We start from the raw sequence: 24,684 nt of genomic DNA on the forward strand, positions 1-24,684 counted from the left end.
CTCAGCGTAGCCGCTGCGCATCGGGCGGATCGGTCAGGCCGTTGCGGAACGCGTAGACCACCGCCTGCACGCGATCGCGCATGCCGAGCTTCTGCAGCACCCGGCCGACGTGCGTCTTGACCGTCGACTCGCTCAGCCACAGCGCCTCCGCGATCTCCGCGTTCGACAGACCCTGCACCAGGGCGTCGAAGACCTCGTGCTCCCGGTCGGTGAGGACTTCCAGCCGGGCGGCGGCGACGCGTCGATTCTCGGAGCGGGCGCGGAGAGCGGGATCCTCCGCGGCGCGGGCGAGGTCGGTGAAACGGCGCAGCAGCTCCGAGGTGACGCGCGGGGCGAGCACCGCGTCCCCCGCGGCGACGGCCCGGACCGCGGCGACGATGTCGTCGGCGTCCGAGTCCTTGAGGAGGAACCCGCTGGCGCCGGCGTCGATGGCACCGAACGCATAGGCGTCGAGATCGAAGGTCGTGAGCACGAGCACCCGGGTCCCGTTCCCCGCGCGGACGAGTTCCCGCGTGGCGTCGAGGCCGTCCATGCGGGGCATCTGCACGTCCATCAGCACCACGTCCGGCCGGTGCACCCCGGCCAGGGCGACCGCCTCGATGCCGTCCTGGGCCTCCCCGACGACCTCGATGTCGGGCTGCGCCGCGAGCACCATCGCGAGCCCCGCGCGGATGAGGGTCTGGTCGTCGGCGATGAGCACCCGCACGGTTGTCATGAGGCGCTCCGGGGCAGGTCGAGCCGCACCGTCCAGCCACGGCCGTCCCGCGGGCCGGTCTCGAGCGTGCCGCCGTAGAGCGCGGCCCGCTCGCGCATCCCGAGCAGCCCGCGGCCGACGCGCACCGTCTGCGCAGCAGCGCCCGTGCGTTCGGTGCCCGCCCGCCCGTCGTCGCGGATCTCGGCGCGGACCGCCGCGGCGTCGATGCTCACCGCCACGGTCACCTCGGTCGGGGCGTCCGCGTGGCGCAGTGCGTTCGTGAGCGACTCCTGAACGACCCGGAACACGGTCATCTGCAGCCCCGCCGGGATCTCCTCGGCCTCACCGCCGCCCGAGGCTCCCTCGACGGACCGCGGTGCGACGACCACGTCCAGCCGCACCGGCAGCCCGATCCCCCGGTACACCTCGGCGAGCCGGGGCAGATCCTCCAGCCCCGTGCCGCTGCGCGAGGGCTCGCGTCCGCTCGGCCGTTCGAGCACCCCGAGCACCCGCCGCATCTCGTCGAGCGACGAGCGCGCAACCCCACCGATCTGCCCGACGGCCTCGCGGGCCCGATCCGGATCCGCGTCGAGGACGACCCGGGCGCCGTCGGCGAGCCGCACGATGACGCTGAGCGAGTGCGACACGATGTCGTGCACGTCCCGCGCGATCCGCGACCGCTCGGCGAGCGCCGCCAGCTGCGCCTCCTGATCGCGCTCGTGCTCGAGGATCCTGGCCCGCTCGACGAGCGCCGCGACGTAGCGGCGGCGGTTGCCGGCGTTCTGCCCCCACAGCAGCGCCACGAGCAGCACCAGCAGGTCGAAGGCGACATAGGTGAGAGCCGTCTCCAGGCGGCTCTCCGAGCGGCTCACCGGCAGGAGGCCGAAGCCGGTGAACAGGTGCAGCACACCGAGGGCGAGGCTGACGGCGTAGGCGACCGCACCGGCGATCCAAGCCCGCGCGACCGTGTCGTAGACGGCGATCGCGAACACCGCGTAGGCGGTCGCGAACCGCCCCACGTCCAGCGAGAACGGCAGGAGCACCAGCGGCAGCGTCACCGCGACGGCGAACACCAGGACCGGGTTGCGCCGCCGGAACAGCATCATGAGCGTCGCGATGACCACGACGACGACCAGCCCCAGCCCGAGGCCGAAGGGCGTGGTCGTCCGCGGCGCCGTGGCCGCGTCCGAACCTCCGGGGGCGGCGCTGAGCATCGGCACCACGGTGAGCACCATCCAGCTCGCCGTCGTCAGCGCGTCCGCCGCACGAGGATGGCGCTGCCAGCGCGACGCGGCCCGGTCCAGGGCGCGCGCGGAGCCGTCGGTCACGTCGCCAGTCTCCCACGGTCCCCTGACCCGCCGAAGCCCCGATCCGCATCGCGCGCGGTCGGCACCTCGGCCGCGTCCGGCGCCGCGGCGGTCGTCGGCGCCTCCTCGGCGACGGCGGACTCGAACACCTCGACGCCGCCCTCGCGGCGCGTCCGGCGCTCCTCGCGGCGCTTCCTCCTGCGGCGCCGCCGGTCCCCGCGGCGCTCGTACAGCACGACGAGCGCGGGAACCAGCAGCAGCGTCAGCACCGTGGAGGACACCAGTCCGCCGATCACGACGATCGCCAGGGACTTCGAGATGAACGCCCCGCCGCCGGTGACGCCGAGCGCCATCGGGATGAGGGCGAAGATCGTGGCGCAGGCCGTCATGATGATGGGCCGCAGCCGCAAGCGGGCTCCGTGCACCACCGCGTCGTCGAGATCGGCCCCGTCGCGCCGGTACTCGTTGATGAGGTCGATGAGCACGATGGCGTTGGTCACCACGATGCCGATCAGCATCAGCATGCCGATGAGCGCGGGGATCCCGAGGGGCGTGCCCGTCAGCAGCAGACCCGCGATCGCGCCCGTCGCGGCGAACGGCACCGAGACGAGCAGCAGGAGCGGCTGCACGAGCGACCGGAACGTGGCGACGAGCACGATGTAGACGAGCGCGATCGCCGCGAGCATCGCCACCCCCAGCTCGCCGAACGACTGCGCCTGCTCGGTCGCCGCGCCGCCCTCGTCGAGCGTGACGCCCGCGGGCAGGTCGGCCTTCGCGACCGCCGTCTGCACGCCGTACGCGGCGGTGGACAGGTCGGCGCCCTCGGCGGGCGTCGCCGAGATCGTCACGGCCCGCGCACCGTCGATCCTGGTGATCGTCGCCGGCGCGGCGACGACCTCGACGGTGGCGATGTCGCCCACCCGGATCGGCGTCGCCCGCAGATGCTCGAGATCGCGCTGCGCCTGCGTCATCCGATCGGTCTCGGCCTGCTGCCGGGCCCCGTCGGCGATCGCCGAGCGCGCGGCGGAGATCTGCTCGTCGAGTCCGGTGAGACTCGATTCCGCCCCGGCGACCGCCTGGGTGAGCTGCTGCACGAGCTTCTGGTACTCGAGCGCGCTGAGCTGACCCTGCGTGGCGGGCTGCGAGTCGGCGGGCGGCGGCGAGGCGAGGAGCGCGGCGAGCTGCTCCCGCAGATCGGCGAGCTGCCCCGCTCCCGAGGAGCGCGCGTCGTACAGCTCGGAGAGCTGCTGGTCGGCCTTGGCCTCCGCCTCGCGGCGCGCGTCGGCGGACATCGCCTCCTGCTCGCGCTGCAGCGCGTCGGTGGCATCCTTCTGCGTCTTCTGCGCCTGCAGCGCCGAGACCGGCAGCGGCAGCGCGGCGATCGCCGCCGGGTCGGTCGCCGACGACTGCGCCCGCAGCACCAGGTCCCTGCTCGCCCCGTCGATCGAGACGGAGCCGAGCCGCTCACCCTGCACCGCGGCCGAGATCGCCGAGCCCACGTCGGCGGACGTGAACCCCTGCGCGGCGGCCCGTGCGGGGTCGACCGCGACCTTGAGCACCGGGAGGTCGGCGGCAAGGTCGCTCGAGACGGTGCCGATCCCGTCGACCTTGCCGAGCGACTTCGTGAGCGCATCGGCGGCCGCGGCGAGCGCCTTCTCGTCCGGGCTCTTCACGATCACGTCGATCGAGGAGGACGTAGCCTCCGTCGCCTGGGTCGAGACCGTGATGCGATCGGATCCGGGAAGGCCGGCGACCGCGGACCGGATCCGCTTCAGCACCACCTTCGGATCCGCATCCTGAGCGATCACGAGGTCGACGGTCACCGGCGCGCCCTGCTCGCCCGCCGTGGTGCGGTAGGACGCGACGCCGTCGAGCCCGCCCACCTTCTTCTCCAGCGCGGTCGCCGCGTCGTCCGCGACCGTGAGCGTGGTGTCCAGCGGCATCTTCTGGGTGACGGTCACCGCACGCTCGTCGGCGAAGCTGCCGAGCATGTCGGTCTTCAGGAACCCGGCCGAGATGAGCGTGCCGGCGAACACCAGCACCGAGACGAGCACGACGGTCACCGGGCGGCGCAGCGCGAACCGCAGCGACGGCAGATAGGCGCGCTGCATCCGGGTCACGCGCTCGGCGCCGTCGGCGGGCATCGACGCCTCCGCGGTCAGCGCCCCCGCGCCGGCCGCCTCGCCCTCCGCGGCCATCGCCCCCGCGCCGAAGGCGGCCCTGCCGGCGCCCCCCGGCCCTTCGGTGGCGTCTCGCGCGTCGTCCGCCGTGTGGAGATCCTCCGCGGCGCCGTCTCGGGCGCCGCTCTCTGCAGTGCCGTCCTCCGCCGCGACGCCTTCCGCGGGCGCTCCCTCCGCCCTCCGGGCGGGCTTGCGCATGAACCAGTAGGCCAGCACCGGGACGATCGTCAGCGAGACGAGCAGCGAGGCCAGCAGCGCGATCGTCACCGTCAGCGCGAACGGACGGAACAGCTCGCCCGCCACGCCGCCGACGAGGGCCACCGGAAGGAACACCGCGACGGTGGTGAGGGTCGACGCCGTCACCGCTCCGGCGACCTGCCGCACCGCCGCCAGCACGTCGGCGGGCGTGAGCCCCGTGGATCCGCGCCGGCGCGCGATGTTCTCGATCACGACGATCGAGTCGTCCACCACGCGGCCGACCGCGACGGTGAGTGCCGCGAGCGTGAACACGTTGAAGGAGAACCCGCCCACGCGCAGCCCGATCACCGCGATGAGGAGGGAGAGCGGGATCGACACCGCCGTGATCACGGTCGCCTTGGGCGAGAGCAGGAACACGAGGATGATGAGCACCGCGAAGACGAGGCCGAGACCGCCCTCGACCGCGAGGTCGTGCGTCGACTTCTCGATCATCGTGGACTGGTCGAACAGCACCGAGCTCTTCGCCGCGCCTCCGAGCGTCGGGAGGGCCTTCGCCACGGCGGCGGTGACCGCGTGCGAGACCTGCACGGCGTTCGCCTCGGGGGTCTTGGTGATCGTCAGGCTGAGCGCCGGCCGTCCGTCCGCGCGGGAGATCGTGCTCTGCGGGACCGGGGCGAGCTCGACCTTCGCCACGGCCGACAGTGCCACCGGACCCTGCAGCGTCGGGATCGGGATCGCCGCGATCTGCTCGACCGACGTGCCCTCCTGACCGACCTCGATCGCCATGGTCCGCTTCCCGTCGGTGCTGGTGCCCGCGGGCACCACGACGCCCGCGGTGCGCAGCAACCCGGAGACCGCGGCCGCGTCGATCGAACGCGCGGAGAGCTGGGCGGGATCCAGCGTCACGAGCACGCGCTGCGGCGTGCGGCCCGACACCTGCACCGCGCGCACCCCCGGCACGTGCTCGATCGCGGGCACGAGCGTCTTGTCGACCCGGTCGGCGAACGCCTCGAGGTCGCCGTCGCCGGTGATCGCGAGGCTCTGCACGGGGATGTCGGCCGAGCTTCCGGCGTAGACCTCCGAATGCACGCCGTCGCCCGCCGTCGCGAGGGCCGCGGTCGTCGCGGACTTCAGGTCCGCGAGGATCTTGGCGTCGTCGCGACCGAACGCCCAGGTCACCGTCACCTGCCCGCTGCCGCTCGAGGTGCTCGCCCGCACCTCGTCGATCCCGGCCACGGCGCCCAGGGCCCCGGACAGCGGGGCGACCACATCGTGATCGAGCGTCTCGGCCGACGCACCGGGCTTGGTCACCATGACCATCGCCGCGGGCTGCGACATCGACGGCAGCAGCTCCTGTTTCATGCTCCCGGTCGCCCAGAGGCCGATGCCGACGATGAGCACGGTGAACAGCGCGACGACGGCACGGTTGGCGAGGCTGAGACGGGTCAGCAGGGTCACGGATCCTCCAGGCGATCACGGGCGGGCGCAGGGCACCACAACTGCCGCGGGCTGCGACGAGCCGTACCTTCAGCAAACCCGTCACGGGCGGTCCGCCGCATCCGCTTCGGGGAGGATCCACCCCGTCCCGGGGTCGTCCTCAGGTACCACATCCGCAGCTCCGGCCCCACATCGGGTACCGGTCCCGCCGCCCCCGCTCCGCGCCCCGGCCCGGCCGGCCCCCGCTCTGCCCCCGGCATCCGCATACCCGCCCTGCCCGCACAATTCAGGCCAGACCCGAGCACCCGGTGCTGGAAGGGCCGGATCAGCCCTCGACCCGCGACCCCAGCCTGAATTGCGCGCCGGGACCACCCTCCACGGACGACGGCGCCCCCTCCGCGCGGTGCGGAAGGGGCGCCGTCGGCGGAACCCGCGGATCAGGCGTCGCGGGAGCGCAGCACCACCCAGGATCCGAGCAGCCCCGCCGCGACCCAGGCGCCGAGGGTGAGGAACGCGACGCCCGCCGAGAGCGCGGCCGTGTCGCTGGGCAGGATCGCGCTCTGCGCGGCAGACAGCGGCAGGTAGTTCGCCGCGTCCAGCACCCACTTCCAGGACTCCCCGCCGAAGGCGAAGAAGTTCGACATGATCGGCAGCACGAACAGCAGGCCAACCGTCGCGGCGATCGCCCCGGCTCCCGAACGCAGCAGGAAGCCGAACGAGACGCCGATGAGCGCGCACACCGACATGGTCAGGGCGGCGGAGAGCAACGGCAGGATCACCTTGTCCGGCGTGCCCCACTCGAGGCCCCCGCCGTGGGCGCCGAGGATCGCCGAGACGATCACGGCGGCGACGACGAACATCACGAGCGACGCGAGGAAGAGGAACACCGCGAGCACGACCGCCTTCGCGACCAGCACCCGTCCGCGCCGCGGATCCGCGGTGAGCGTCGAGCGGATCATGCCCGTGGAGTACTCGCCGGTGACCGCGATCGCGCCGAGGATCCCGGCCAGCAGCGCCGTGAACTGGATCGGCATGACCACGGCCGTGATGCCGTTGATCGCTCCGGTCTGCGGACCTGCGGATGACGACATGGCGAAGGCGATCAGAGCGGCGATGCCGATCGTCAGGACCGCGGTGATCGCGATGGACCACCAGGTGGACCGCAGCGTGGCGAGCTTGATCCCTTCGCTGCGCAGCGTGCGCGGCAGGGTCAGCCGGTAGCCGCCCGAGCGGACGGATGCGGTGGGGGCGACGGCGCTCATGCGACCACCTCCGGGATCGGGGCGCCGGCCTCGGGCACGGCGCGGGTGCGGTATTCGACGGCGTCGCCGGTGAGGGCGAGGTAGGCGTCCTCCAGCGAGCCGCTGGTGGGGGTGAGCTCATGCAGCGGGATGCCGCGCTCGGCGGCGAGATCCCCGATCCACCACGCCTCGGGGCCGCTGACCTCGATGATGTCGTGGGCGGTGCCGGTGACCACGGCGCCGGCGGCGACGAGCAGCTCGCCGAGCTCGACGACGCGGGGGCTGCGCACGCGCACCTGGGCGGTCGTCCATTCCTGCACCAGCTGCGACAGGGGCGCATCGGCGAGCACGCGGCCGCGACCGAGCACGATGATGTGGTCGGCGGTCTGCGCCATCTCGCTCATGAGGTGACTGGAGAGCAGCACCGTGCGCCCCTCCGAGGCCGCGTGGCGCACGAAGTTGCGCACCCACAGCACGCCCTCGGGGTCGAGTCCGTTGACCGGCTCGTCGAGGATGAGCGTGTGCGGGTCGCCGAGCAGCGCCGCGGCGATGCCGAGCCGCTGACCCATGCCGAGCGAGAATCCGCCCGCGCGCTTGCGCGCCACGGATCCGATGCCGGTGATCTCGATCACCTCGTCGACGCGCGACGCGGGGATCCCGTGCGTCGCCGCCATCGCGCGCAGGTGGTTGCGCGCGGAACGGCCGGTGTGCACGGCCTTCGCGTCGAGCAGCACGCCCACCTCGGTGAGCGGGGCGCGCAGCCCGCGGTACTCCTGACCGTTCACGCTGACCCGGCCCGCGCTGGGGCGGTCGAGGCCCACGATCATGCGCATCGTGGTCGACTTGCCTGCGCCGTTCGGGCCGAGGAAGCCCGTGACCGTCCCCGGACGCACGGTGAACGAGACGTCGTCGACGGCGGTCTTGGGTCCGTATCTCTTGGTGAGGCCCTCTGCGGTGATCATGCCTTCGACGCTAGGCGAGCCCGCCGCCTCGCCGCATCCGTCTGAAGGATGACTCGGGGTATCCCCGTGGATGACTCCGGGAAACCCGAATGGCGAGCGGGGCTGCGGGGACGCGGCGGGCCGCACCCCGCGGATCGCGGAGTCGCGGACGTTTGTTATGCTGGCCAGGCGTCACCGACGCACGGGGCTGTAGTTCAATGGCAGAACTTCTGCATCACGAATTCCTGTAAATCCTGGTCCATTCTGCTCCATGATTCGCCCCTCGGTTTCCGCGTAATTCCGCGCAAGAATCGCTTGATCCACCTTCGATCCCAGCCTGCGCCGCGAGCCTCGTTCAACGCCGCGTTTTGCCCCAAAGCGCGGCGTAAGCGCGGCGCCCATCCGACCCCAACAGCGGGGCGCATGTCGGCGACGAAGCGTACGCTCACCGCATGCCGAGAGAAGATCAGCCCCGGTGGCATCCGCTGCTCGCGGCCGTCGAACCCGAGCCCGGCGTCTGGGTGCTGATCGACACTCTGCAGAAACCGTACGGGGTCGTGACGATCGTGCGAGTCGACGGTCGCGTGCGGTTCCGCGCCGAGCACGTCGGCAACCTGCTCGGATACGCGACTACCCTGCGCGCCGCCGTCGAACGCGTCCACAGCGCAGAGCTACGATCACTGCTCCCCGGAGGCGGACCGAACGAATACGTCACCAGGCCATCGCGGACACCCTGGATAGAAGAGATCACCGCGAAGTACCGGACCACCTGAGCCAGGGAACGACGAAACCGCCCCCGCCTCTTCAGACCGAAGTCGAAGAAGCGGGGGCGATGTCATATCAGGCGAGGGTGACGAGGTGCGGTCACGCACCCCCGGCCGCGGCGATGATGTCGGCGGGGTCGCCGCCGCCGTCCACGAATCGGGCCGCGAGCTGCGCGACCTGGGCGGGGATCGTGGCGAGGGCCTGGCGGCGTTCCTGTTCCACGGCGACGGCGACGCGCAGTGCGTCGAGGTCGTCATCGGTCATGTCGGTGAGGTCCACGAGGGGAGTCCTTTCGGTCAGGCTGGCGTTCCGGGGAGCGTCGCGGGCCAGGGCAGTAGTGAGGCGTAGTCGAGGTAGGCGGTAGAGGAGGTGTCGGGCACGAAGGCTCCCGACACTTCCAACCCCGACCCCGACCCGCCGAGCCCGAACACTCCGGATGTGGGGGCTCCGGACCGGTAGACCGTGACGGCTGGGGCAAGCCAGTTCGGGGCGTCAACGCGATACCCGGTCGGTAGGGATGTCATGAGCGTTCCCGCTTTCAGCACGGGTCCGATCAGCCTCCAGGTGACCCGGCCCGGGGTCTTGAAGACATGCACCTTTCCGGACCCGAGGACGGTCGGGTCGCAGAGCGAGGAGACATCCCTCCAGCCCGTGTCACCGAAGAGCACCTTCCATCCGGTGTTCCCGGTGCCGCTCACCTTGAGCCACCGCCACGCGCCGTTGGTCCCTGCCGTGTCTGTGTAGTACGTTCCGGGGTTGGCAGTGACGGCTCCCTCGGGGAAGCCGGTGCCGCGCATCTCGTACGCGGTGGGGTTCCCGGGAGGGCCGGGAACGGTCGAGTCCGCTCCGGCGGGTCCGGTCGCGTTGCCCGCGTCGATGGTCCCGCCGCCGAGCTTCGACAGGATCAGGTGCCCTGCCCCGTCGATCGTCCCGCCCGTGACCATGCCCGCCTGCGCGGCCTCAGCGCCCGTCCGCGCCGCCTCTGCACCAGTGCGCGCCATCTCCGCGCCCGTACGCGCCGCCTGTGCCGCGGTGACGGCTGACGCGGCGGACCCTGCCGACGTTGCCGCGGCGGTCGCCGATCCGGAAGCCGCCGATGCGGACCCTGCGGCGGCACTCGCGGATCCGGCTGCTGCGGTCGCGGCGGCGCGCGCGTCGTCCTCGGACGACTGTGCTGCAGCAGCGGACGACCCGGCGTTGAACGCTGAGGCTCCCGCCTGGGTCGCAGCCTGCTGTGCCGCGGTCGCGTGCCCCGCGGCCTGCTGAGCGGAGAAGTCCGCGGCGAGCGCCGCTTCGGCCGCATCATCGGCAGACCGCTCTGCCGCCGCCGCCGCCGCCTCCGCACGAATCCTCGTCTCCTCAGATGGCGGCAGGGGCTCGCCGGGCGCAGATTCAGCCGGCGCCGCGAGAGTGAGATCCAGCGGCACCGCCTCGTGCTCTTCGGTCACGACGATGTCGAACTCTTTGAGCCAAGCACCGTCGATCACATAGTCAGTCACCCGCCAGCGCCCGACCGCGAGCCACACCTCGCCGCCGCCCTCACCCTGCAGCACACCATCCACGATCTCGGCTCGCACCGAAGACTTCGCGACGGTCGCGGGAATCGACGTGATCACCTTCTTGCCGAGAGGCTTGAAGGTCACCACCCCGTCGACCGGCTTCGTGTGCGGCGCGGTCGGAACCCCCTCGGAGTCCACGAACCGCGCCACCACCTGACCGTAATCAGCCATGAGACCCCCTCCCGTCAGACCTGATCGCGGCGCAGCTCCTGCACTGCAGCCGCGGCATCCGCGTATTCGACCGGGATACCGTTGTTCACCTTGTCGAGATAGGCATCGACACCGGCCCACACGACCGTGACCAGCCCGGCGCCAGCAGTGCCCGCCACGAGCACCCAATCGACTCCGAGAACCGAGGCTCCGATCGCGGCAACAACAGCGGCGCCTGCGCCTCGAGCGGCCTGCGCCGCGGTCTTCAGCGCTGCACGCTTTGCGGCGAGCTTCACCGCGGCGGGAATGATTTGATCAGCCATCCGCCTTCTCCTTCTTCTCGAGCGCGACGATCCGCGCCACCAGGGCATCGGACCGTCGCTCGTGCTTCTTCTGCCAGTCGAAGACCTGCGCCACCTTCCGAGCGATGTCAGTCACCAGCTCGAGAAGTTGCGTCACCTCGTCGCGCAGATTCGTGTCGTGGTCGTTCTCGACCTGGTGGCGGATCCGTTCCATGTACTCCGGCAGCTCGCCGAGAGCGTCAATGAGTTTCACCGCCCGGCGGATGATCGGCCACGCCTTCCAGACGAACCCGAGCACCGCCGCCACGGCGAGGATCCACAGCAGGATCTGCAGGCCCGTGAGGTCCGCGAGCCAATCCGCGATCGGCCCTGAGATCACCCAGCAACCTCCGCCAGTTTGGTGAGCGTCGCCGGCCCGGCAATGCCGTCCGGCTTCAGGTTCTGCGACTTCTGGAACACGATGATCTCGGCATTCGTCTTCGCGCCCTTGCGGTTGTCGACGACGAGCGCCGCACCGTTCGCGATGTTCAGCGCGGCCTGCAGGTCAGCGACCGTCCACACGCGGCGAAGGTCGCCCGTGTTCAGGTCGAGATCGCCCGAGTAGGTGCCGAGCTTCCCCTGCGACGTGAACTGCCATGCGTGGATCTGCTCGCGCGGCCAGAAGCCGACCAGGGGCATCCCTCCCGGCGTGCCGTCGTTGGCCCAGTAGTCGGCCACGACGAGCCGAATCCCGAGATCCACGACCGGCGACCAGTCGACACTGCCTGTGGTCTGTGCCGAGTTCAGGTAGATGAGCTGCTGCGAGAACGGCACTCCACGGGCGACTGCTCGCTGCGCGGCGGTGACGACCTCGGCGGGAGTCCAGGCGCGCGTGTACACGACGCCGTTCGACTCCTCCGGCTCCGCATCCCACATCACCAGCTCGCCAGCCTGCAGCGGAGTCGCCTTGAGCATGTCCACCAGGAAATTGACCTGATCCGACACGCTCGCATCCTGCCCGTTGAACCAGTAGCGATCCGCGGGAAGCCCGCAGGCGTGCGCGGCAGCGACCTGTTCTCTGTGCTTGTCGGACTCATACCGGCCGTTGTTGCCGCCGCCGGCCTTGATCATGATCCTGGTGGCACCAGCACTCTTCCACGACTGCACGATGTCCGCAGTCACGCCCGGCTGCCAATGCGAGATGTCCGGGAAGAACAGGGGCAGCGGCTGCGGCTTCGGCGGTTCAGGGTCAGGTGTCCCCGGCACAGGGGCCGGGTTCACGCTTTTCCCAGTGCCTCCACGACCGCCTTGGAGATGTCCGCGACAAGCTGCTTGCGCTGCTGCTGCCAACGGTTCGTAAGGGCCATGCCCACGAGGTCGAACTCGCGGTTGCTGAGCTGCTTCGCCCCCAGCGTGGTATCGAGCGCGCCGACCGTCTCCGACAGGCCCGCGCCCGCGTCGAGCAGCTTGCGCGGATCAACGACGCCGTACTCGTCGGCGAGGAAGATCGTCCCGTCCGTGTTGCGAATGAGTCGTGCCATAGTGTCCTCCTCGGACCTTTCGACCGCGGGAGCCGCGGGAGTGTTGGGGAAAGCTGTGATGAGCGGGAACCGGCGCACGTCGCCTGGGAGTTGCCAGTGCCAGGGCTCATACGAATAGGGGCGGACGAGACCCGCCGCGGATAGCGCCTCAACCCGTGAGTCAGTCGCCGTGATGTCGAGCGCCACGCCCCGCACGTGCGCGAGAGCCTGACTGGTGTCATCGGGGTTGTCCGCCGGGGAGTAACCGGCCCAGCCCGCCTGCCATCCGTCGAAGAGTTTCTTCTGCTCCGAGTAGAGGCGGGTAGCTGAGTTGATCGGCGGATATCCGGCTGCGGCCCACGCCTCCGCGACGGCACGCCGCGCGAAGTATGGGGTCTTGCCGAGCGGGACCACATCATCAGGAGACATCGCGTGTCCTTTCAGAGGGAACGACAAAGTGCCCCGCCCATGCAGGCGAGGCACTGTTCCGTTCCGAAGTTCTTACGGTGTGAACGAGAGCCGGAAGGCGGCGTTTCGGAGCAGGACGGACGACGCCTGGTCGCATCCGAGCTTCAGCGACCAGTCCGGCGATGTCGGGGTGACCGGCACGAGCTGCACGATCGTGTAGTTCGCGGTGCCGCCCGTGTTCGGGAGCGCGTACCGCCGGTTCGGCCCGACCGCGGTCGTCCCGTTCATCACCTGAACGTCGATGTACCGCTCGCCGCCCGATTGCCCGTTCGATGCGACGAGCGTGCAGTCCATGAGCATCGGCGAGCCGGTAGGCATGCCTGTGAGTGCGATACCGCTGATCGTGGTCAGGGCGGTTGCAAGGACGGGCGCCGACGCGGGCTCGTAGAACGCGAAGCCGGTCAGGCCGGTGTTGGTGCGCACCCAGCCGGAGCCGTTGTGCACGTACTCGGTCTTCGTGTCCAGGGCGAACCCTGCGAGCCCCGCCCTCTTGTACGCGTAGGCGTCCAGGGCGGCCTTGTTCGCCTTGACGATCCGGTTCCCGACCTCAGCCGCGTAGGTGGCGACCGCGTTCGGATCTCCTGCCGTGTCCGCCGCACCGTTCGCGTCGAAGATCGGACGGCCGGTCACGGAGTCGTTCGAGTTCGCGACCATTGGTTACCTGCTTCCTGTGAGGCGCACGGCACCGGACAGCGGGTCGCTGTTGGTGCCGCGCCAGATGTTGTATCCGCCCGCGCCGGGCGCCGTGACCCCGACCCCGCGGCCACCGCCTGCGAGGTACTGGCCGATGATGAGCGGCAGATCTACCCAGCCGCCGCGACCTCCCACGGGCAGCGCCGTAAGGTTCGCGAGGGACGGTGCGCCGCTGGGGATCGACGAGTGCGCGTGAGACCCGATCGACGCGTTCCCGGCTTCCTGCACGAGCGGCAGGAAGATCTGCGCGGAATCGACCGTGCCGGCGCCGACCGCGTCGCTGATCGCCGTCCCGTAGACCCAGATCCCGCTGTTGTTGTCCGACGCCCAGGGGTCGTTACCCCACCAGTCGGACTGGTATCGCCCGGAGTCCTTCGCGCGGATCGTGATGTCGTACGCGCCGCCGGGCGGTGCCTGCTCCGCGGGCTTCTCCGCCGTCTGGAAGCCGGTGACCTTGCCTTGAATGATGCCGGTCGACCAGTTCACCTCAACGGTGTCTCCGACCGCGGGCGTGTACCCCGCCCGAAAGTACAGGCTGTAGGAGACACCATCGACGGTGACGGTCGCTTTCGGGGTTCCGGTGCCGGTGATCTGCCCCAGCGGCGACAGGGGCCGTGTCGGGCCGGTCACAGACGGAGATCCGTCGACCCAATCGACCCGGACAGGCATCCCGGTGACGGGAGGGAAGAACCCCACGCAGGGGATCTTGATCGTCGAGACGCCGATGTTGACGACCGCGAGCGGCCCCTCCATCCGCACGAACACGGCCGTCTCCGACCGCATCTGAGTCTGCCCCGAGAATTGGGCCGCGATCGTCTCCGCGGCGCTCATGCCAGCCGCCTCGAGGCTCGGATCGTCACGTTCATCAGGTGCGATCCCGACATGGAGACCTTCCTGACGCGGCCGACCACGGCCCGGTCCTGCCCCCGCGCTTCCCACACGTCACCGATCTCAACGAGCGGGTTCACGTGGCACTGCACTTCCACGTCGTACATCTGCGATCCGACCGACTGCGCAAGCACAGCCGCCACGGCCGCGTCGCCCTGTTCCTTCGTCTTCACCAGATCCGACGAGTAATAGCGGACATTCCTGCCGTAGAGGCCGTCCACCGCGAGCGGACCCTCGGTGACCTGCGCGACGCAGTAGAACGGCACCCGGTTCTCGTCCTCGAAGCTCCCGACCACGACGTTGTAGACGGAGTCCGTCGTGATCTCCGACCCAATGTCGGTGATCGTCCCGTCCGCCCCCACCGTCAGCACGCCGACCGGATCGCCGATCTCGTCGGGAATCGGCACCCACGCGCCACGGGAGTTCACAATCATGTCAGCGTCCAGCAGACGCCCCAGTTCGTGCACGGCCTTCAGTCGGCCGCCCTGCGCGGCCTCCCAAGCCTTCTCAGCCGCGATCAGCCGGTCAGGCACCGTGACCTCGACCGGAAGCCCCGACAGGCGCCGCAGCTCCGCATACACGGACGCCCCCTGCAGCGAGCGCTCCGGGAACAGGAACGAGTCCCGCTTCGTCGCCTCGTCCAACGAGACGAACTTGATCTCCACTCGAGACGCGACCGACACCTGAGACCCAAGGACTGTGGCGACCGTCTCCGAAGTCGACGGGACGGCCATCGCCCGGAACGTGCCCAACGACACACGCTCGGCGAAGTCCCCCGCCCGGATCGTCATCAGGATCTCGACGTTCGCCCGGAATGGCGACAGGATCCCGTCCGTGCCGACCGGCACGAGGGAAGCCCCATCGTCAGAGGCGTGCACGATGACCCCGGATCCTTCCGACCCGACCTCGCGGCCCAGGTCAGCATCCAGCGACCACCCCTCGAACCGGAGCCCGGTCAGTACCCGCAACGGCCCGTGGAAGACATCCACGGTCACATCCCGAGTGAACCCGGACTTCAGAACTTCCAGAAGCTGCGCACTGTGCTGCCGCACGGTTCCCCCTATCCGCCGAACCCGGCCAGGTCATACCTGCGATCCAGATCCGACCTCTTCATTGCCGATGCGTCCATGGCCGCACGGGTCACGAAGAACGCGTCCAGATCCTTCCGACGCAGCAGCGGCACATACAGGCCCGGCGTCGGCGGATCTACCTCGTCACCCTCGAAGGAGTGCGCCAGCTCAGACCCGCCCCACCTGTGGTTGACGTCGATCTCCGCCACCGACAACGCCGACAGGAACAGCGGCTGCGGGACACGCATCCGCCTGTCGTCACCACCCAGCCGGATACACACGACGGGCGGCATGTTGTCGTCGCCGACCATGCCCTGCACCCGGTCCGCATCCGCATCCGCCGATGTCCGTACCAGAACCTGTAGCCCCGTGACCCCCTGCCGCGGCTCCGAAAGCACCACGCCAACAACACGCCCCTTGGGACGCGACACGACTCCCGGCGTGGGGCGCGTGATCGTCTTCGCTGTCTCGTCGCCGATGATCACGCGCGCGGCGCCCGCAGGATCCAACGGGTTATGCATCCAGGAGTCCGCGGAATCGATCGTGACCGATGACGAATCCGTGAACCCGAGAGAGATCCCCGCGGCATTGAACTGCTCCGCCCGGTACGTCACCGGGACGCCGAAAGGCACCTCGAAATCGATCCGGGAGAGCGCCCCAGACACAGGCGCGCGCACAGCGCCCCGCACCCGATGCTCCCGCCCGCCGGCAAGCCGATACACGGTCACCGTCGCCGTGCCCGCCGCGAACGAAGCGAAGAACACTTCCACGCGGGGGCACGGCGACGCGTCCGTGAACGCTGTCAGAGTCGGACCAGCCATCTATCGCCGCCTCCCCACACCACGCGACACAGCCGTGTCATACGCGGTGATCTTCCCGTCCACGATTCGGCCCAGCCCGTCGCCGCCGATCTCGAGCGTTCCCGTGATCGCCAGCCCCTCAAGGCTGAGCTGCTCCCCGCTGCCCTGTTGCCTTATCAGACCGAGCCGGCTACCTGCCTCGTACCAAACCTCGCGCGAGCGCGGCAGGCGTGCCGGATCCATCGACATGTATGCCTCAGAGAACTTCTCGGCGAACTTGTGAATCCCGCCGGGCCTGTAGCCGTAGATGCCAGGCTCAAACCCACCATCTGCGAACGCCTTCACGCCGAGGTCGTAGACCCCACCGTTCGCGTTAGGAGACACCGTTGTGCTGCCGACCCTGTAGGACTGCCCACCCTCAGCGTCAACGAACACGCGCACACGCTTTCCGTCGTTCAGGGTTATGAACTGATCGATCGCGCTCTGCGCCGTCGCCGTCTCCGCGAGGATCTTCAGCTCCTTCTCGGACGGCAGCGCGAACACCTTGTCGGCCAGTGTCTGCACCTGATCCGCGTTGAATCCGGCCTCTATCGCAGAGTCGATGAACGCCTGACGCTGCGCCGCGAGCGTGCCCGCATACTTGTCCGTCGCGTCCTTCGCCGACATCGTCGTCTTGTCGACCTCGTACTGCGCCTTCGCGGCATCCTGAGCCGACCGGGCGACATCCGACAGCATGGCCGCGTTTGACGCGCCGGCCGCCGTGGACTCGTCGAGCGATGCCACGAAACCATCCGTGGTCCCGTTCAGCTTCTCGTACTCATCCCGCTGCCGCTGCACCTCATCCGAGATCCCAGCCAACGCCTCCTGATACTGCGCGTTCGCGGTGACCGCATCCTGATTGACGCCGTTCGCCTCATTGATCTGATCGATGAGCTTCGACATCTGCGACGACAGATCTTCGACCGTCTTCGCCTCGTCCATGTACGCGTCAGCCGCCGTCTTCGCGGTCAGAGCAGTCCGCCCCATCACGATGTCAAGAAGCTTCGTGTCGTCTGCGGCCATTCCAGCCCCGGACGCCGCCCGCACCAACGCGTCGTGAAACTCTGGCCCCATGTTCTTCAGCAACTCGGCCGCCTGTGCCGAGTTCATGCCCTTCGCGAGCATCTGGAACGCTGCCGACGCGCGAGGCAGATCCTGGTCCGCGGTCTCCGCTAGCGCCTTACCGACATCGTTGATCCGAAGCAGCGCATCCGCGGCGTCTCCGACGATGATGCCGCTGCTCTTGTGTGCCTCCCGCACCTGATCCATCAACGCCGGAAGGTTCTTCAGCAGCCCTGAACCGTCACCGTTAAGGAACTTCTCCACAGAGTGACCCTGCGTTGCGGTGGCGAACACGTCGGCCGCATCTGTCGCCGTCAGAAGCGCGTTCCTCAGGTCTTCGGCCGACGCGGTTCCGGCTTCGTTTGCAGCCCGGAGCCCCTGCACGGCGACGACTGCCGCGAGCATCGCGATACCCCAAGGTCCGCCGAGGAACGATGCCACTCGACCAAGACCGCCACGAACTCCCGTGCCCGTGATGCCTAGTTCCGCCATCGCGACCTTGAACGCGACGATCTTCGGAACGGCGATAAGCGCGGCCCCGCCGATCAGCAACAGCACGCCAGCTAGAGAGCCACCGATCATGATCAGACCCTTGACCGGATCCGGCAAGTCACCCATGAAGTCCGCGAGGTTCTTCACCGCATCCGCGGTCCCCGCGAGTGCGGGGAGCAGCACGTTCCCGAAGTCAATCGCCGCGTCTCGCACAGCATTGCCCGCGATCCGGATCTTTGACTCCGCGGTCGCATACCGCTTCGCCGCCTCGTCGGTGAGCGCGTTGCCCTTCTCGAACTCCTTGTTGCCCATCTCCATCGCGCCGGCAAACTGATCCGCAGCAGACGACGAGCGCAGCAGCGCATCGCGCATGCGCACCTCGGTGATGCCGAGATCCGACAGGATGCCGAGCGTCGAAGAGCCCTGCGCCTCCGCGTTAGCAAGACCCTTCACGAACGCAGACAGCGCCTCGGCCGGGTTCGACTTCCACAGCTCCTTGAACTTCTCGGAGGTCATCCCCGCTGCAGAGGCGTATTTGTCGAGCTTCGCGCCGCCAGACTCTGCCGACGCGGCGATGTCGATCAGCACCTTCGAGACCGCCGAACCGCCGGCTTCGGCTTCGATGCCTACCGACGACAGCGAGGTGGCGAGTCCGAGCACCTGGCCCTCGGTGAGGCCAACCTGCTTACCGGCGCCCGCGAGGCGCATCGCCATGTCCATGATCTCGGACTCAGTAGTGGCGAAGTTATTGCCCAGCCCGACAATCGCGGATCCGAGGTTCGACACCTTGTCCTGCCCGGTGCCCATGATGTTCATGAACCGAGCGAGCGACGTCGCCGCCGTCTCAGCAGAGAGGTTCGTCGACTCTCCCATGTCGATCATCGTCTTGGTGAAGGCCGTGACGTTCGGCGTCTCGATTCCGAGCTGCCCGGCTGCTTCGGCAACCGCCGCGATCTCCTCATGCGATGCCGGGAGAATGCTCGTCAGACCACGCAAGCTCTGCTCGAGTTCGGCGAGCTGTGCCGGCGTGCCGTTCACGGTCTTCGTGACACCCGTCCAGGCCGTCTGCCAGTCCACCGCAGCCTTCGCCGCCAGGCCGGCCCCTGCAAGCATTGCCGTGCCGGCGGCGACGCCCGCGGCACCGAGCGTGTTGAACGCCTCCCGCTTCTGCGCCAGCTTCTCTGCCTCGGAACCAACCTCACGGGTCTTCCGCGAGGCCTCCTCCATGCCCTTCGTGTACTCGGCCACCTGAGCCGACAGCCTGACCTTCACGACGCGTTCAGACATCGCACCTCCGTTACTGCTTGAACGGGCGGTGCACGTCGCCGCTATACTCGGCGCATGTTGCTCCTGCTCGCGTTCCTGGTGATCGGCCTTGGCCTATTCGGGTTCTTCGGCTTCTGGATCCTCGGATCCACCTCGAGGCGGCAGCGCAACGCAGAGTTGAACGCGGAGCAGATCCTCGACGACGCTTTCGATGGCTCGCCAGATGTGACCTTCACCATCAACATGACGACCGTGAAGTACGAGACCGTCATCCTCGGCGCCAAGCAGCGCGGGTATCGCCTCGTCCATCAGGCCGATACGCAGTACGGCCCGAGGACGCTCATCTTCGAGAAGGCCTAGGTCTCTCGCTTCTGATGCTCGACCGACCACACAAGTTCGGTCTTCTCGTCGGGGTACTTCTGCCGCCGCGTTTCCTTCTCGCGCCGCACCGCTTCCGCCGCGAAGTCGACAGACGGCGTGGGCACCACGTAGCGCCCCGTCGCCTCCCACGAACTGGGATCGTTCGCCGGATCCGTCGCTTCAGACAGCGGGATGCCCAGCGAGTTCCGAGGGATCCGCTCGAGCCGGCGCGACTGCAGCAGCAGCTCTGTCTGCTCGCGCGTGAACCGAGACTCCGTGACGGAGACCGACACGACCTCGCCGTTTCGATCTACCGTGACCGTCGCGGGAACCCATCCGTTGAGTTCCCGCACGGTCACGCCCAGCTCGCGGGCTAGCGCTGCTTCTTCTTGGAGGCGCTGCCCTTCGAGGCTTTTCCCGCTGCGAGCATCTTCTGCACGTGGTCGTACTCGTTGAGCCCCCACACAACCAGCTCGACGTTCTTGCGATCCGGCGCCGACAGCGCGGCGTACACCGCGGGCCAGCGGGACTCGCTTTTCCCGTCCTCGTCGGTGCGCACCATGTCGTCTATCTCGTCGCCATCGACGAGGACGATTGCGCGGTAAGCCTGCACCACATCAGGAAGGCTGTACCCGAGCTGCATGTCTCGGTTTGCTCCTGCCCGCGGCGGACACTTCGATGTGATGCCCTCCCAGGTCGTGCCGTCAACCGGCGACACCCGCACGGTGACGATCTTCCCGCCAAGCAGCACTTCCTGCTCGACGGGCTCCGTCTCTGCCAGCTCCTGCTTCGCCGCAGCGATCAGGTCATCCAGATCAGAAAGCATGTTGCCCCTCACTTCACCACCGAGCACGACGAACAGCGGGGCGGGCACGGCGGTGACCCACCCGCCCCGCTGATAGATCCCCAGGGATCAGCCGGCGGCGATCGTGACCTCGCGCCGAACCGTGTCGGTGACGTACATCTTCACCGACTTGGACAGCTCGCTGTTCGCAGTCGGCGGGTTGTCCCGCGCGATGCCGGTCTTGCACGGGATCACCGCATTGATCTTCTGCGCAGCCGCGAGCGCTGTCGCGTTCGGGTAGCCGAGCTGGTGCACGACGAATCCCGCGGTGCCCGCCGTTCCGAGCGCAGTCTCGGTCGGCGTCGGGCTCGTCCGGTTGTAGACGTACTTCAGCTCGAGCGCATCCTGCACCGTGCCCGCAAGCTCGATGATCTGCGCCAGCGTGTACCGACCCGTGGTGATCGCGTTCTCCGTGATCGTGTGGTTGAAGCCGTCCGCCGTCAGACCATAGGTCAGCGGCTTCACGCCAGCGGCGGTCAGCTCCGACAGCTTGGGATTGCCGGGGTCGGCGATTGCAGGCACCCACAGCACGCGACCGTTACCATCGGCCGCGACTCCGTTCTGAGTTGCTTCGAGAGGCATTGCGCCCCCTTCCTGCCCGGCATCCGGGCATAGAAAAAGCCCCCACCGTGGTGAGGGCTTTCAAACGACTAGGGTTACTTCTTCGGCTTCGCCGGAGGATCCGCGGGCGGGCCCGGGGTCGGCTGCGGGTCGGGCTCGATGGACTGTGCCTCGACGTAGCTCGGTGGGCGTGCCACGTCGGACGGCTCCACACCATCCACGACCACGTACGCGTCAGGGTCCGCGTACAGCGTCGCCTCGGGCACGTCGTACTCGTGATCCGGCCCACCGGCCGAACGCACACGAATGAAACTCATCTCAACCTCCTCGGTTGGATCGATAGGTGAAATCGACATCGACGTACCAGAGCGACGGAGACACCTTGTCGTCTTCGATCGCCTCGGATTCGTCGTCGATGAGCAGCGGCCAGCAAATCCGGCCGGGCACTATCGGCGTCCAACCGTTGGTGAGCTGTCCGATCAGAGCGCTCGCGACGCGGCGCGCTGCTGCTGGATCCTCGCCGACGCAGCGCCCAATGACGCGCATCGTGCGCCCCTCGTCGCCATCCCGACTGCCGGTGTAGCGACGATCAGAGATCTCGTCGGGTCCGTGGTCGTGCAGCACGACATACGACGCGCGCACCACCGTTCCGTCACCGTTGAGAGGCGCGGTCGAGTCATGCACGATCAGGTTCGGCCGCGCACGCGCCCGGGTCAGGATCGTTTCGAAATGGGCTTGACGATTCACGTCCCCCCCAATCCGTCTTCAACGGCGATGAGGACGCCCCTCACCAGGTCTTCCTGCATCTTCTCCTCGGCGACGAGGTAGTTTCTCTGCGGCTTCGCGTTCACGCCGCCTGGCGCTTCCTCGACGATGCCGAGCGAACCCTGCGCCCGACCTGGACTCGGGCCGACCTCCGCGAAGATCTCTCCGCCTCCGAAGCCGCTGTACTCGTGCATGGTGTAGTCGATCCCAGCCGGATACCCCGGCAGATGGCGATCCGACTTGCGGTGAGCCTCGAGTCGCCAGGCTTCTTTCCCGACGAACGCGCTGCGCTCAACGGCAACCCGAAGGTTGTCGACAACCTTCGGGGTCGCCTGGTCTAGAACCGCGGCAAAGTCGTTGACCTCGGAGAAGTCGAACTCGATGCCGGTCACTGCGTCTCCCTCACAGGGATCCGCCGCGAGGTGGCGTTCGTCTGCGCCCGGTCGGCGTCGATGAACACGACCACGCCGACAAGATCAGGGTCATCCTCTGACCCGGTGATGTCCACACGGTCATCCTTGTGGACTCCGAGCGAGGCCAGCACCGGGAGAGAGAGCGTCGGCCCCTGCTCAGTGAAAGCCTGATCCGCCGCCTTACTGCGACGCGTGCGCGCACCGGAGAACCGGAGCTTGCACCGCCCCTCGTAGACGAGATCCGGCGGCGCCTTCACGTACTGCAGCAACTCCTCCGACCACACCTTCCCGCCGGACGGGCGAGTGATCCTGCACGTCTCGCGCATCTCCTGCTCGGCTTCCCACCGAGACAGGGCCAGGTCAATACCCGCGGCCGTCATAGAGAGCGATCGGGGCGTAACCGGACACCGGGACACGGATAGACGGGGAATCGAGCCCGCGGGAGAACTGCGCCGTACTCAGCCCGGACGACGCGTTCGGTCGGAAGGATCGGATCGTGGCGAGCTGCGCATTGCTGAACAGGTCGCCCCGTTCCCAACGGCGCGTGACCTCTTCGACCGTCACCGAAGTCTTGCCGTCCGGGTTCACCCAGCACTCAACCGACACCATCAGAACGATCGCGGCGACGTTCGCGGGCACATCCTCCGCAGTCCACTCGAGGCGACGCGCCTCGCCGCGCACCAGATCCGAGATCGTCGTGATGACCGCAGCAGCACGCATGTAGTCAGCCGAGTCGGCCGTGAACGTCATCCCCAGCCAGCCGGCGAGCCGATCAGGCTCCGTGAGCGGTGCGCCCATGCTTCACCTCCTGGGATCCGTGCTGTGCCCCGGCCGGATCACGGCCGGGGCACAGCTTCGGGTTACGCCGCGGCGACGGTGACGCCCGTGCCGGTCATGGTCACGTTCTCCGTGAACACGACCGTCTTGGACGCCGAACCGGTGACCTTCGCACCAGAGACGCCCTGCAGCTCGTTGATCTCGTCCGCGATCACCTGGTTGGTGGCGTTGAACGGGATCGGGTCCGTGGTCGAACCGTCCACCGTCAGGGTGAAGGTGCCACTGCCCGGCAGGCCGCTCACGGTGTACTTCGCGGATCCGGACGCCGGACCGAACGTGACCTTGATCGCTCGCACGAACTCCATCTGCGGGGCGCCGTTCTCATCGAGCTTCAGGCGACCGTCCGCGCCGATCTCGGGGTCCGTGATCGGCGTTGCGCCCGTGAAGGCGTGAACCACCGACCGATCCTTGAGCTGCGTGCCGTCGTAGTCCCACACCTGAGTGACCGCGAGCCCCTGGCCAGCGGCGACACCGCCACCCTTAGCTGCACCCTGGGGCACGACCGGAGCGACTGCGGCGACCGCGAGCGCGGACTCGTGAACGAAGAACGACTCGCTCTCGCCGAGCGCGTCGATCTCCACGATGATGAACCCGCCGAGCTTGCCCACCACGCCATCGCGCAGCGCCTCGGGCAGGCCCGACACGTCCACGTCCTGCAGCTTGTCGTAGCTGGCGATCTCCGCCGAGACGCTCGATCCGACGAACCAGTACCGGCCCGAGGTGGGCACGTACTTGTCCTGGAACAGCTTGCGCGCCCAGACGGCGACCTTGCGGGGATCGCTCTCCTTGGCGTTGCCGCTGGCCGGGTTGTAGACGACCCCGAGAACGTAATTTGCGTTGCGGAGCGCGTTCACGGTCGTCTCCTCGAAGTCCTCGAGGACGGCCCGCACCTGCGGCTGCTGGATGTCGCGGCCGTACTCGACCTCATCGAGCGTGGCCTCCTCGGGCGACAGGAACACCGCCGAGTAGGGGTGCTCGTTCAGGGCGATCTGGATCTTGGTCTTCACGATGTCGTCGACCACGATCGCGTCATTGCCGCGCCAGTTCTTCTTGCGGGCGCGGAGGATCGGGGGTCGGCGGAAGTTGAGCACGTCGCCCTCGGCGCCGGTGAAGTCGGCGATCCCGTACTTGTGGACGAACAGCGCCGGGGTCTTGATCTGGCGCTGCAGCAGTGCCAGAGCGTTCGATGCGAACTTCTGGCCCTTCTGGAAGATGTTAGCCATGTGGCTTCCTTTCGATCAGGGGGTTCAGCGGCCCAGGATCTGCTTGGCGACATCCGCCGAAGAGATCTCAGGCTCCTTCTCGGGGCTCGTCCCGCCACGCAGCCTGGGCTTCGGCGTGCGATCCTCGAGCTTGTTGGTCTTGGGCGAGAGGCGTTCGACGAGCTTCTGCGCGTCTTCCAGCAGCTCGTCCTCGGTGGATCCGCGGAGCCGGTCGGCGAGGTCTTCGTCCAGGCCGGCGCGAAGGGCGATCCGGAGTCGCAGGTTCTCGCCCTGCAGCTTCGGATCCTCCTTGCCGCCCTTGGCGGCGTCGGCGGCAGCCTGGCGCGCCTTGTCCCGCTCGCCTCGGAGCTTGGTGATCAGCGTTCGCGCGCGCTTCGCGTCGAACTCACCTTCGAAGCCGTCGCCCTCGTCCGCCGAGTCCTGCTCGTCGGCCGCGCCGTCTTCGTCTTCTCCCGCGTCCTGCTCCTGGTCGTCGCCGGTGACGCCCTCTGCGCCCTCGTCGTCCGTCACGAAGCGGATGCCGGTGATGTCAAACCGGGATGCGCCGATCTGCGCGAGGCCATCAGGCCCGCGGCGAGCGGTGAGCATCATCCGGTTTTCGTTGGTGCTGTCCTGCAGCATGTGCCCTCC

Annotated in this window: 28 protein-coding genes; 1 reads left to right on the plus strand and 27 read right to left on the minus strand. The window is 68.6% G+C overall.

The features are described from left to right. Nucleotide 1: 1 nt before the first annotated feature. From WFJ17_RS01890 to WFJ17_RS01970, 17 genes are all read right to left on the minus strand, one after another. Nucleotides 2-715, minus strand: coding sequence for a response regulator (locus WFJ17_RS01890; RefSeq protein WP_251443211.1), 714 nt, complete (start codon nucleotides 713-715; stop codon nucleotides 2-4). Further along, nucleotides 712-2,022, minus strand: coding sequence for a sensor histidine kinase (locus WFJ17_RS01895; protein ID WP_336647506.1), 1,311 nt, complete (start codon nucleotides 2,020-2,022; stop codon nucleotides 712-714). Before WFJ17_RS01895 ends, WFJ17_RS01890 begins: the two co-directional genes overlap by 4 nt. After that, nucleotides 2,019-5,837, minus strand: coding sequence for an efflux RND transporter permease subunit (locus tag WFJ17_RS01900; RefSeq protein WP_336647507.1), 3,819 nt, complete (start codon nucleotides 5,835-5,837; stop codon nucleotides 2,019-2,021). Before WFJ17_RS01900 ends, WFJ17_RS01895 begins: the two co-directional genes overlap by 4 nt. 416 nt (nucleotides 5,838-6,253) lie before the next feature. After that, the gene (locus WFJ17_RS01905; protein ID WP_336647508.1) at nucleotides 6,254-7,078 is read right to left on the minus strand and encodes an ABC transporter permease; all 825 of its coding nucleotides are present in this window, start codon (nucleotides 7,076-7,078) and stop codon (nucleotides 6,254-6,256) included. Further along, complete coding sequence (locus tag WFJ17_RS01910) at nucleotides 7,075-8,019, minus strand: ABC transporter ATP-binding protein (protein ID WP_251443220.1); 945 nt, start codon at nucleotides 8,017-8,019, stop codon at nucleotides 7,075-7,077. Before WFJ17_RS01910 ends, WFJ17_RS01905 begins: the two co-directional genes overlap by 4 nt. A 194-nt stretch (nucleotides 8,020-8,213) precedes the next feature. Continuing rightward, on the minus strand, nucleotides 8,214-8,660 hold the full coding sequence (locus WFJ17_RS01915) for a hypothetical protein (RefSeq protein ID WP_336647509.1): 447 nt from the start codon (nucleotides 8,658-8,660) through the stop codon (nucleotides 8,214-8,216). A 202-nt stretch (nucleotides 8,661-8,862) separates the two neighbouring features. After that, the gene (locus tag WFJ17_RS01920; protein WP_336647510.1) at nucleotides 8,863-9,042 is read right to left on the minus strand and encodes a hypothetical protein; all 180 of its coding nucleotides are present in this window, start codon (nucleotides 9,040-9,042) and stop codon (nucleotides 8,863-8,865) included. Between the two features lie 17 nt (nucleotides 9,043-9,059). Next, nucleotides 9,060-10,493, minus strand: coding sequence for a hypothetical protein (locus WFJ17_RS01925; RefSeq protein ID WP_336647511.1), 1,434 nt, complete (start codon nucleotides 10,491-10,493; stop codon nucleotides 9,060-9,062). A gap of 14 nt (nucleotides 10,494-10,507) precedes the next feature. Then, nucleotides 10,508-10,795, minus strand: coding sequence for a hypothetical protein (locus WFJ17_RS01930; protein ID WP_336647512.1), 288 nt, complete (start codon nucleotides 10,793-10,795; stop codon nucleotides 10,508-10,510). Then, nucleotides 10,788-11,153 carry a hypothetical protein gene (locus WFJ17_RS01935; RefSeq protein WP_336647513.1) on the minus strand — a complete coding sequence of 122 codons (366 nt, stop codon included), beginning with the start codon at nucleotides 11,151-11,153 and terminating at the stop codon, nucleotides 10,788-10,790. The genes WFJ17_RS01930 and WFJ17_RS01935 overlap by 8 nt, the downstream gene beginning before the upstream one ends. Next, nucleotides 11,150-12,034, minus strand: coding sequence for a peptidoglycan-binding protein (locus WFJ17_RS01940; RefSeq protein ID WP_336647514.1), 885 nt, complete (start codon nucleotides 12,032-12,034; stop codon nucleotides 11,150-11,152). The genes WFJ17_RS01935 and WFJ17_RS01940 overlap by 4 nt, the downstream gene beginning before the upstream one ends. Beyond that, nucleotides 12,031-12,702, minus strand: a complete 672-nt coding sequence (locus WFJ17_RS01945; protein WP_336647515.1) for a hypothetical protein — start codon at nucleotides 12,700-12,702, stop codon at nucleotides 12,031-12,033. Before WFJ17_RS01945 ends, WFJ17_RS01940 begins: the two co-directional genes overlap by 4 nt. A 72-nt stretch (nucleotides 12,703-12,774) precedes the next feature. Then, nucleotides 12,775-13,395 (minus strand): hypothetical protein, encoded by a 621-nt coding sequence (locus tag WFJ17_RS01950; protein ID WP_336647516.1) that lies wholly within the window; start codon nucleotides 13,393-13,395, stop codon nucleotides 12,775-12,777. 3 nt (nucleotides 13,396-13,398) lie between these two features. Continuing rightward, nucleotides 13,399-14,265, minus strand: coding sequence for a hypothetical protein (locus WFJ17_RS01955; protein WP_336647517.1), 867 nt, complete (start codon nucleotides 14,263-14,265; stop codon nucleotides 13,399-13,401). Beyond that, nucleotides 14,262-15,170 (minus strand): hypothetical protein, encoded by a 909-nt coding sequence (locus WFJ17_RS01960; RefSeq protein ID WP_336647518.1) that lies wholly within the window; start codon nucleotides 15,168-15,170, stop codon nucleotides 14,262-14,264. The genes WFJ17_RS01955 and WFJ17_RS01960 overlap by 4 nt, the downstream gene beginning before the upstream one ends. Nucleotides 15,171-15,382: 212 nt before the next feature. Next, nucleotides 15,383-16,213 (minus strand): hypothetical protein, encoded by an 831-nt coding sequence (locus WFJ17_RS01965; protein ID WP_336647519.1) that lies wholly within the window; start codon nucleotides 16,211-16,213, stop codon nucleotides 15,383-15,385. Beyond that, nucleotides 16,214-19,072: a phage tail tape measure protein gene (locus WFJ17_RS01970; RefSeq protein ID WP_336647520.1), complete on the minus strand. Its 2,859-nt coding sequence runs from the start codon at nucleotides 19,070-19,072 to the stop codon at nucleotides 16,214-16,216. Nucleotides 19,073-19,126: 54 nt separating this feature from the next. On the opposite strand from WFJ17_RS01970, the gene WFJ17_RS01975 reads away from it, so the two are divergent. Then, nucleotides 19,127-19,411, plus strand: a complete 285-nt coding sequence (locus WFJ17_RS01975; RefSeq protein ID WP_336647521.1) for a hypothetical protein — start codon at nucleotides 19,127-19,129, stop codon at nucleotides 19,409-19,411. On the opposite strand, the gene WFJ17_RS01980 is transcribed toward WFJ17_RS01975, so the two are convergent. The 10 genes from WFJ17_RS01980 to WFJ17_RS02025 form a co-directional block, all read right to left on the minus strand. Further along, a complete protein-coding gene (locus WFJ17_RS01980) occupies nucleotides 19,408-19,770 on the minus strand; it encodes a hypothetical protein (RefSeq protein WP_336647522.1) in 363 nt (120 codons plus the stop codon). The genes WFJ17_RS01975 and WFJ17_RS01980 overlap by 4 nt on opposite strands. Before the next feature lie 14 nt (nucleotides 19,771-19,784). Beyond that, a complete protein-coding gene (locus WFJ17_RS01985; protein WP_336647523.1) occupies nucleotides 19,785-20,285 on the minus strand; it encodes a hypothetical protein in 501 nt (166 codons plus the stop codon). Nucleotides 20,286-20,324: 39 nt separating this feature from the next. Further along, nucleotides 20,325-20,837, minus strand: coding sequence for a phage tail tube protein (locus WFJ17_RS01990; protein ID WP_336647524.1), 513 nt, complete (start codon nucleotides 20,835-20,837; stop codon nucleotides 20,325-20,327). A gap of 74 nt (nucleotides 20,838-20,911) precedes the next feature. Next, nucleotides 20,912-21,133, minus strand: coding sequence for a hypothetical protein (locus WFJ17_RS01995; RefSeq protein ID WP_336647525.1), 222 nt, complete (start codon nucleotides 21,131-21,133; stop codon nucleotides 20,912-20,914). Between the two features lies 1 nt (nucleotide 21,134). Beyond that, nucleotides 21,135-21,563, minus strand: coding sequence for a hypothetical protein (locus tag WFJ17_RS02000; RefSeq protein ID WP_336647526.1), 429 nt, complete (start codon nucleotides 21,561-21,563; stop codon nucleotides 21,135-21,137). Next, nucleotides 21,560-21,973: a hypothetical protein gene (locus WFJ17_RS02005; protein WP_336647527.1), complete on the minus strand. Its 414-nt coding sequence runs from the start codon at nucleotides 21,971-21,973 to the stop codon at nucleotides 21,560-21,562. The genes WFJ17_RS02000 and WFJ17_RS02005 overlap by 4 nt, the downstream gene beginning before the upstream one ends. Continuing rightward, complete coding sequence (locus WFJ17_RS02010; protein ID WP_336647528.1) at nucleotides 21,970-22,374, minus strand: DUF6093 family protein; 405 nt, start codon at nucleotides 22,372-22,374, stop codon at nucleotides 21,970-21,972. Before WFJ17_RS02010 ends, WFJ17_RS02005 begins: the two co-directional genes overlap by 4 nt. Then, a complete protein-coding gene (locus WFJ17_RS02015; RefSeq protein WP_336647530.1) occupies nucleotides 22,355-22,792 on the minus strand; it encodes a hypothetical protein in 438 nt (145 codons plus the stop codon). The genes WFJ17_RS02010 and WFJ17_RS02015 overlap by 20 nt, the downstream gene beginning before the upstream one ends. Before the next feature lie 62 nt (nucleotides 22,793-22,854). Then, a complete protein-coding gene (locus tag WFJ17_RS02020) occupies nucleotides 22,855-24,054 on the minus strand; it encodes a hypothetical protein (protein WP_336647531.1) in 1,200 nt (399 codons plus the stop codon). 24 nt (nucleotides 24,055-24,078) lie between these two features. After that, nucleotides 24,079-24,675: a hypothetical protein gene (locus WFJ17_RS02025; RefSeq protein ID WP_336647532.1), complete on the minus strand. Its 597-nt coding sequence runs from the start codon at nucleotides 24,673-24,675 to the stop codon at nucleotides 24,079-24,081. Nucleotides 24,676-24,684 lie beyond the last annotated feature (9 nt).

Origin of the sequence: Microbacterium sp. MMO-10, assembly GCF_037148715.1 — a bacterium.
GTDB lineage: Bacteria > Actinomycetota > Actinomycetes > Actinomycetales > Microbacteriaceae > Microbacterium.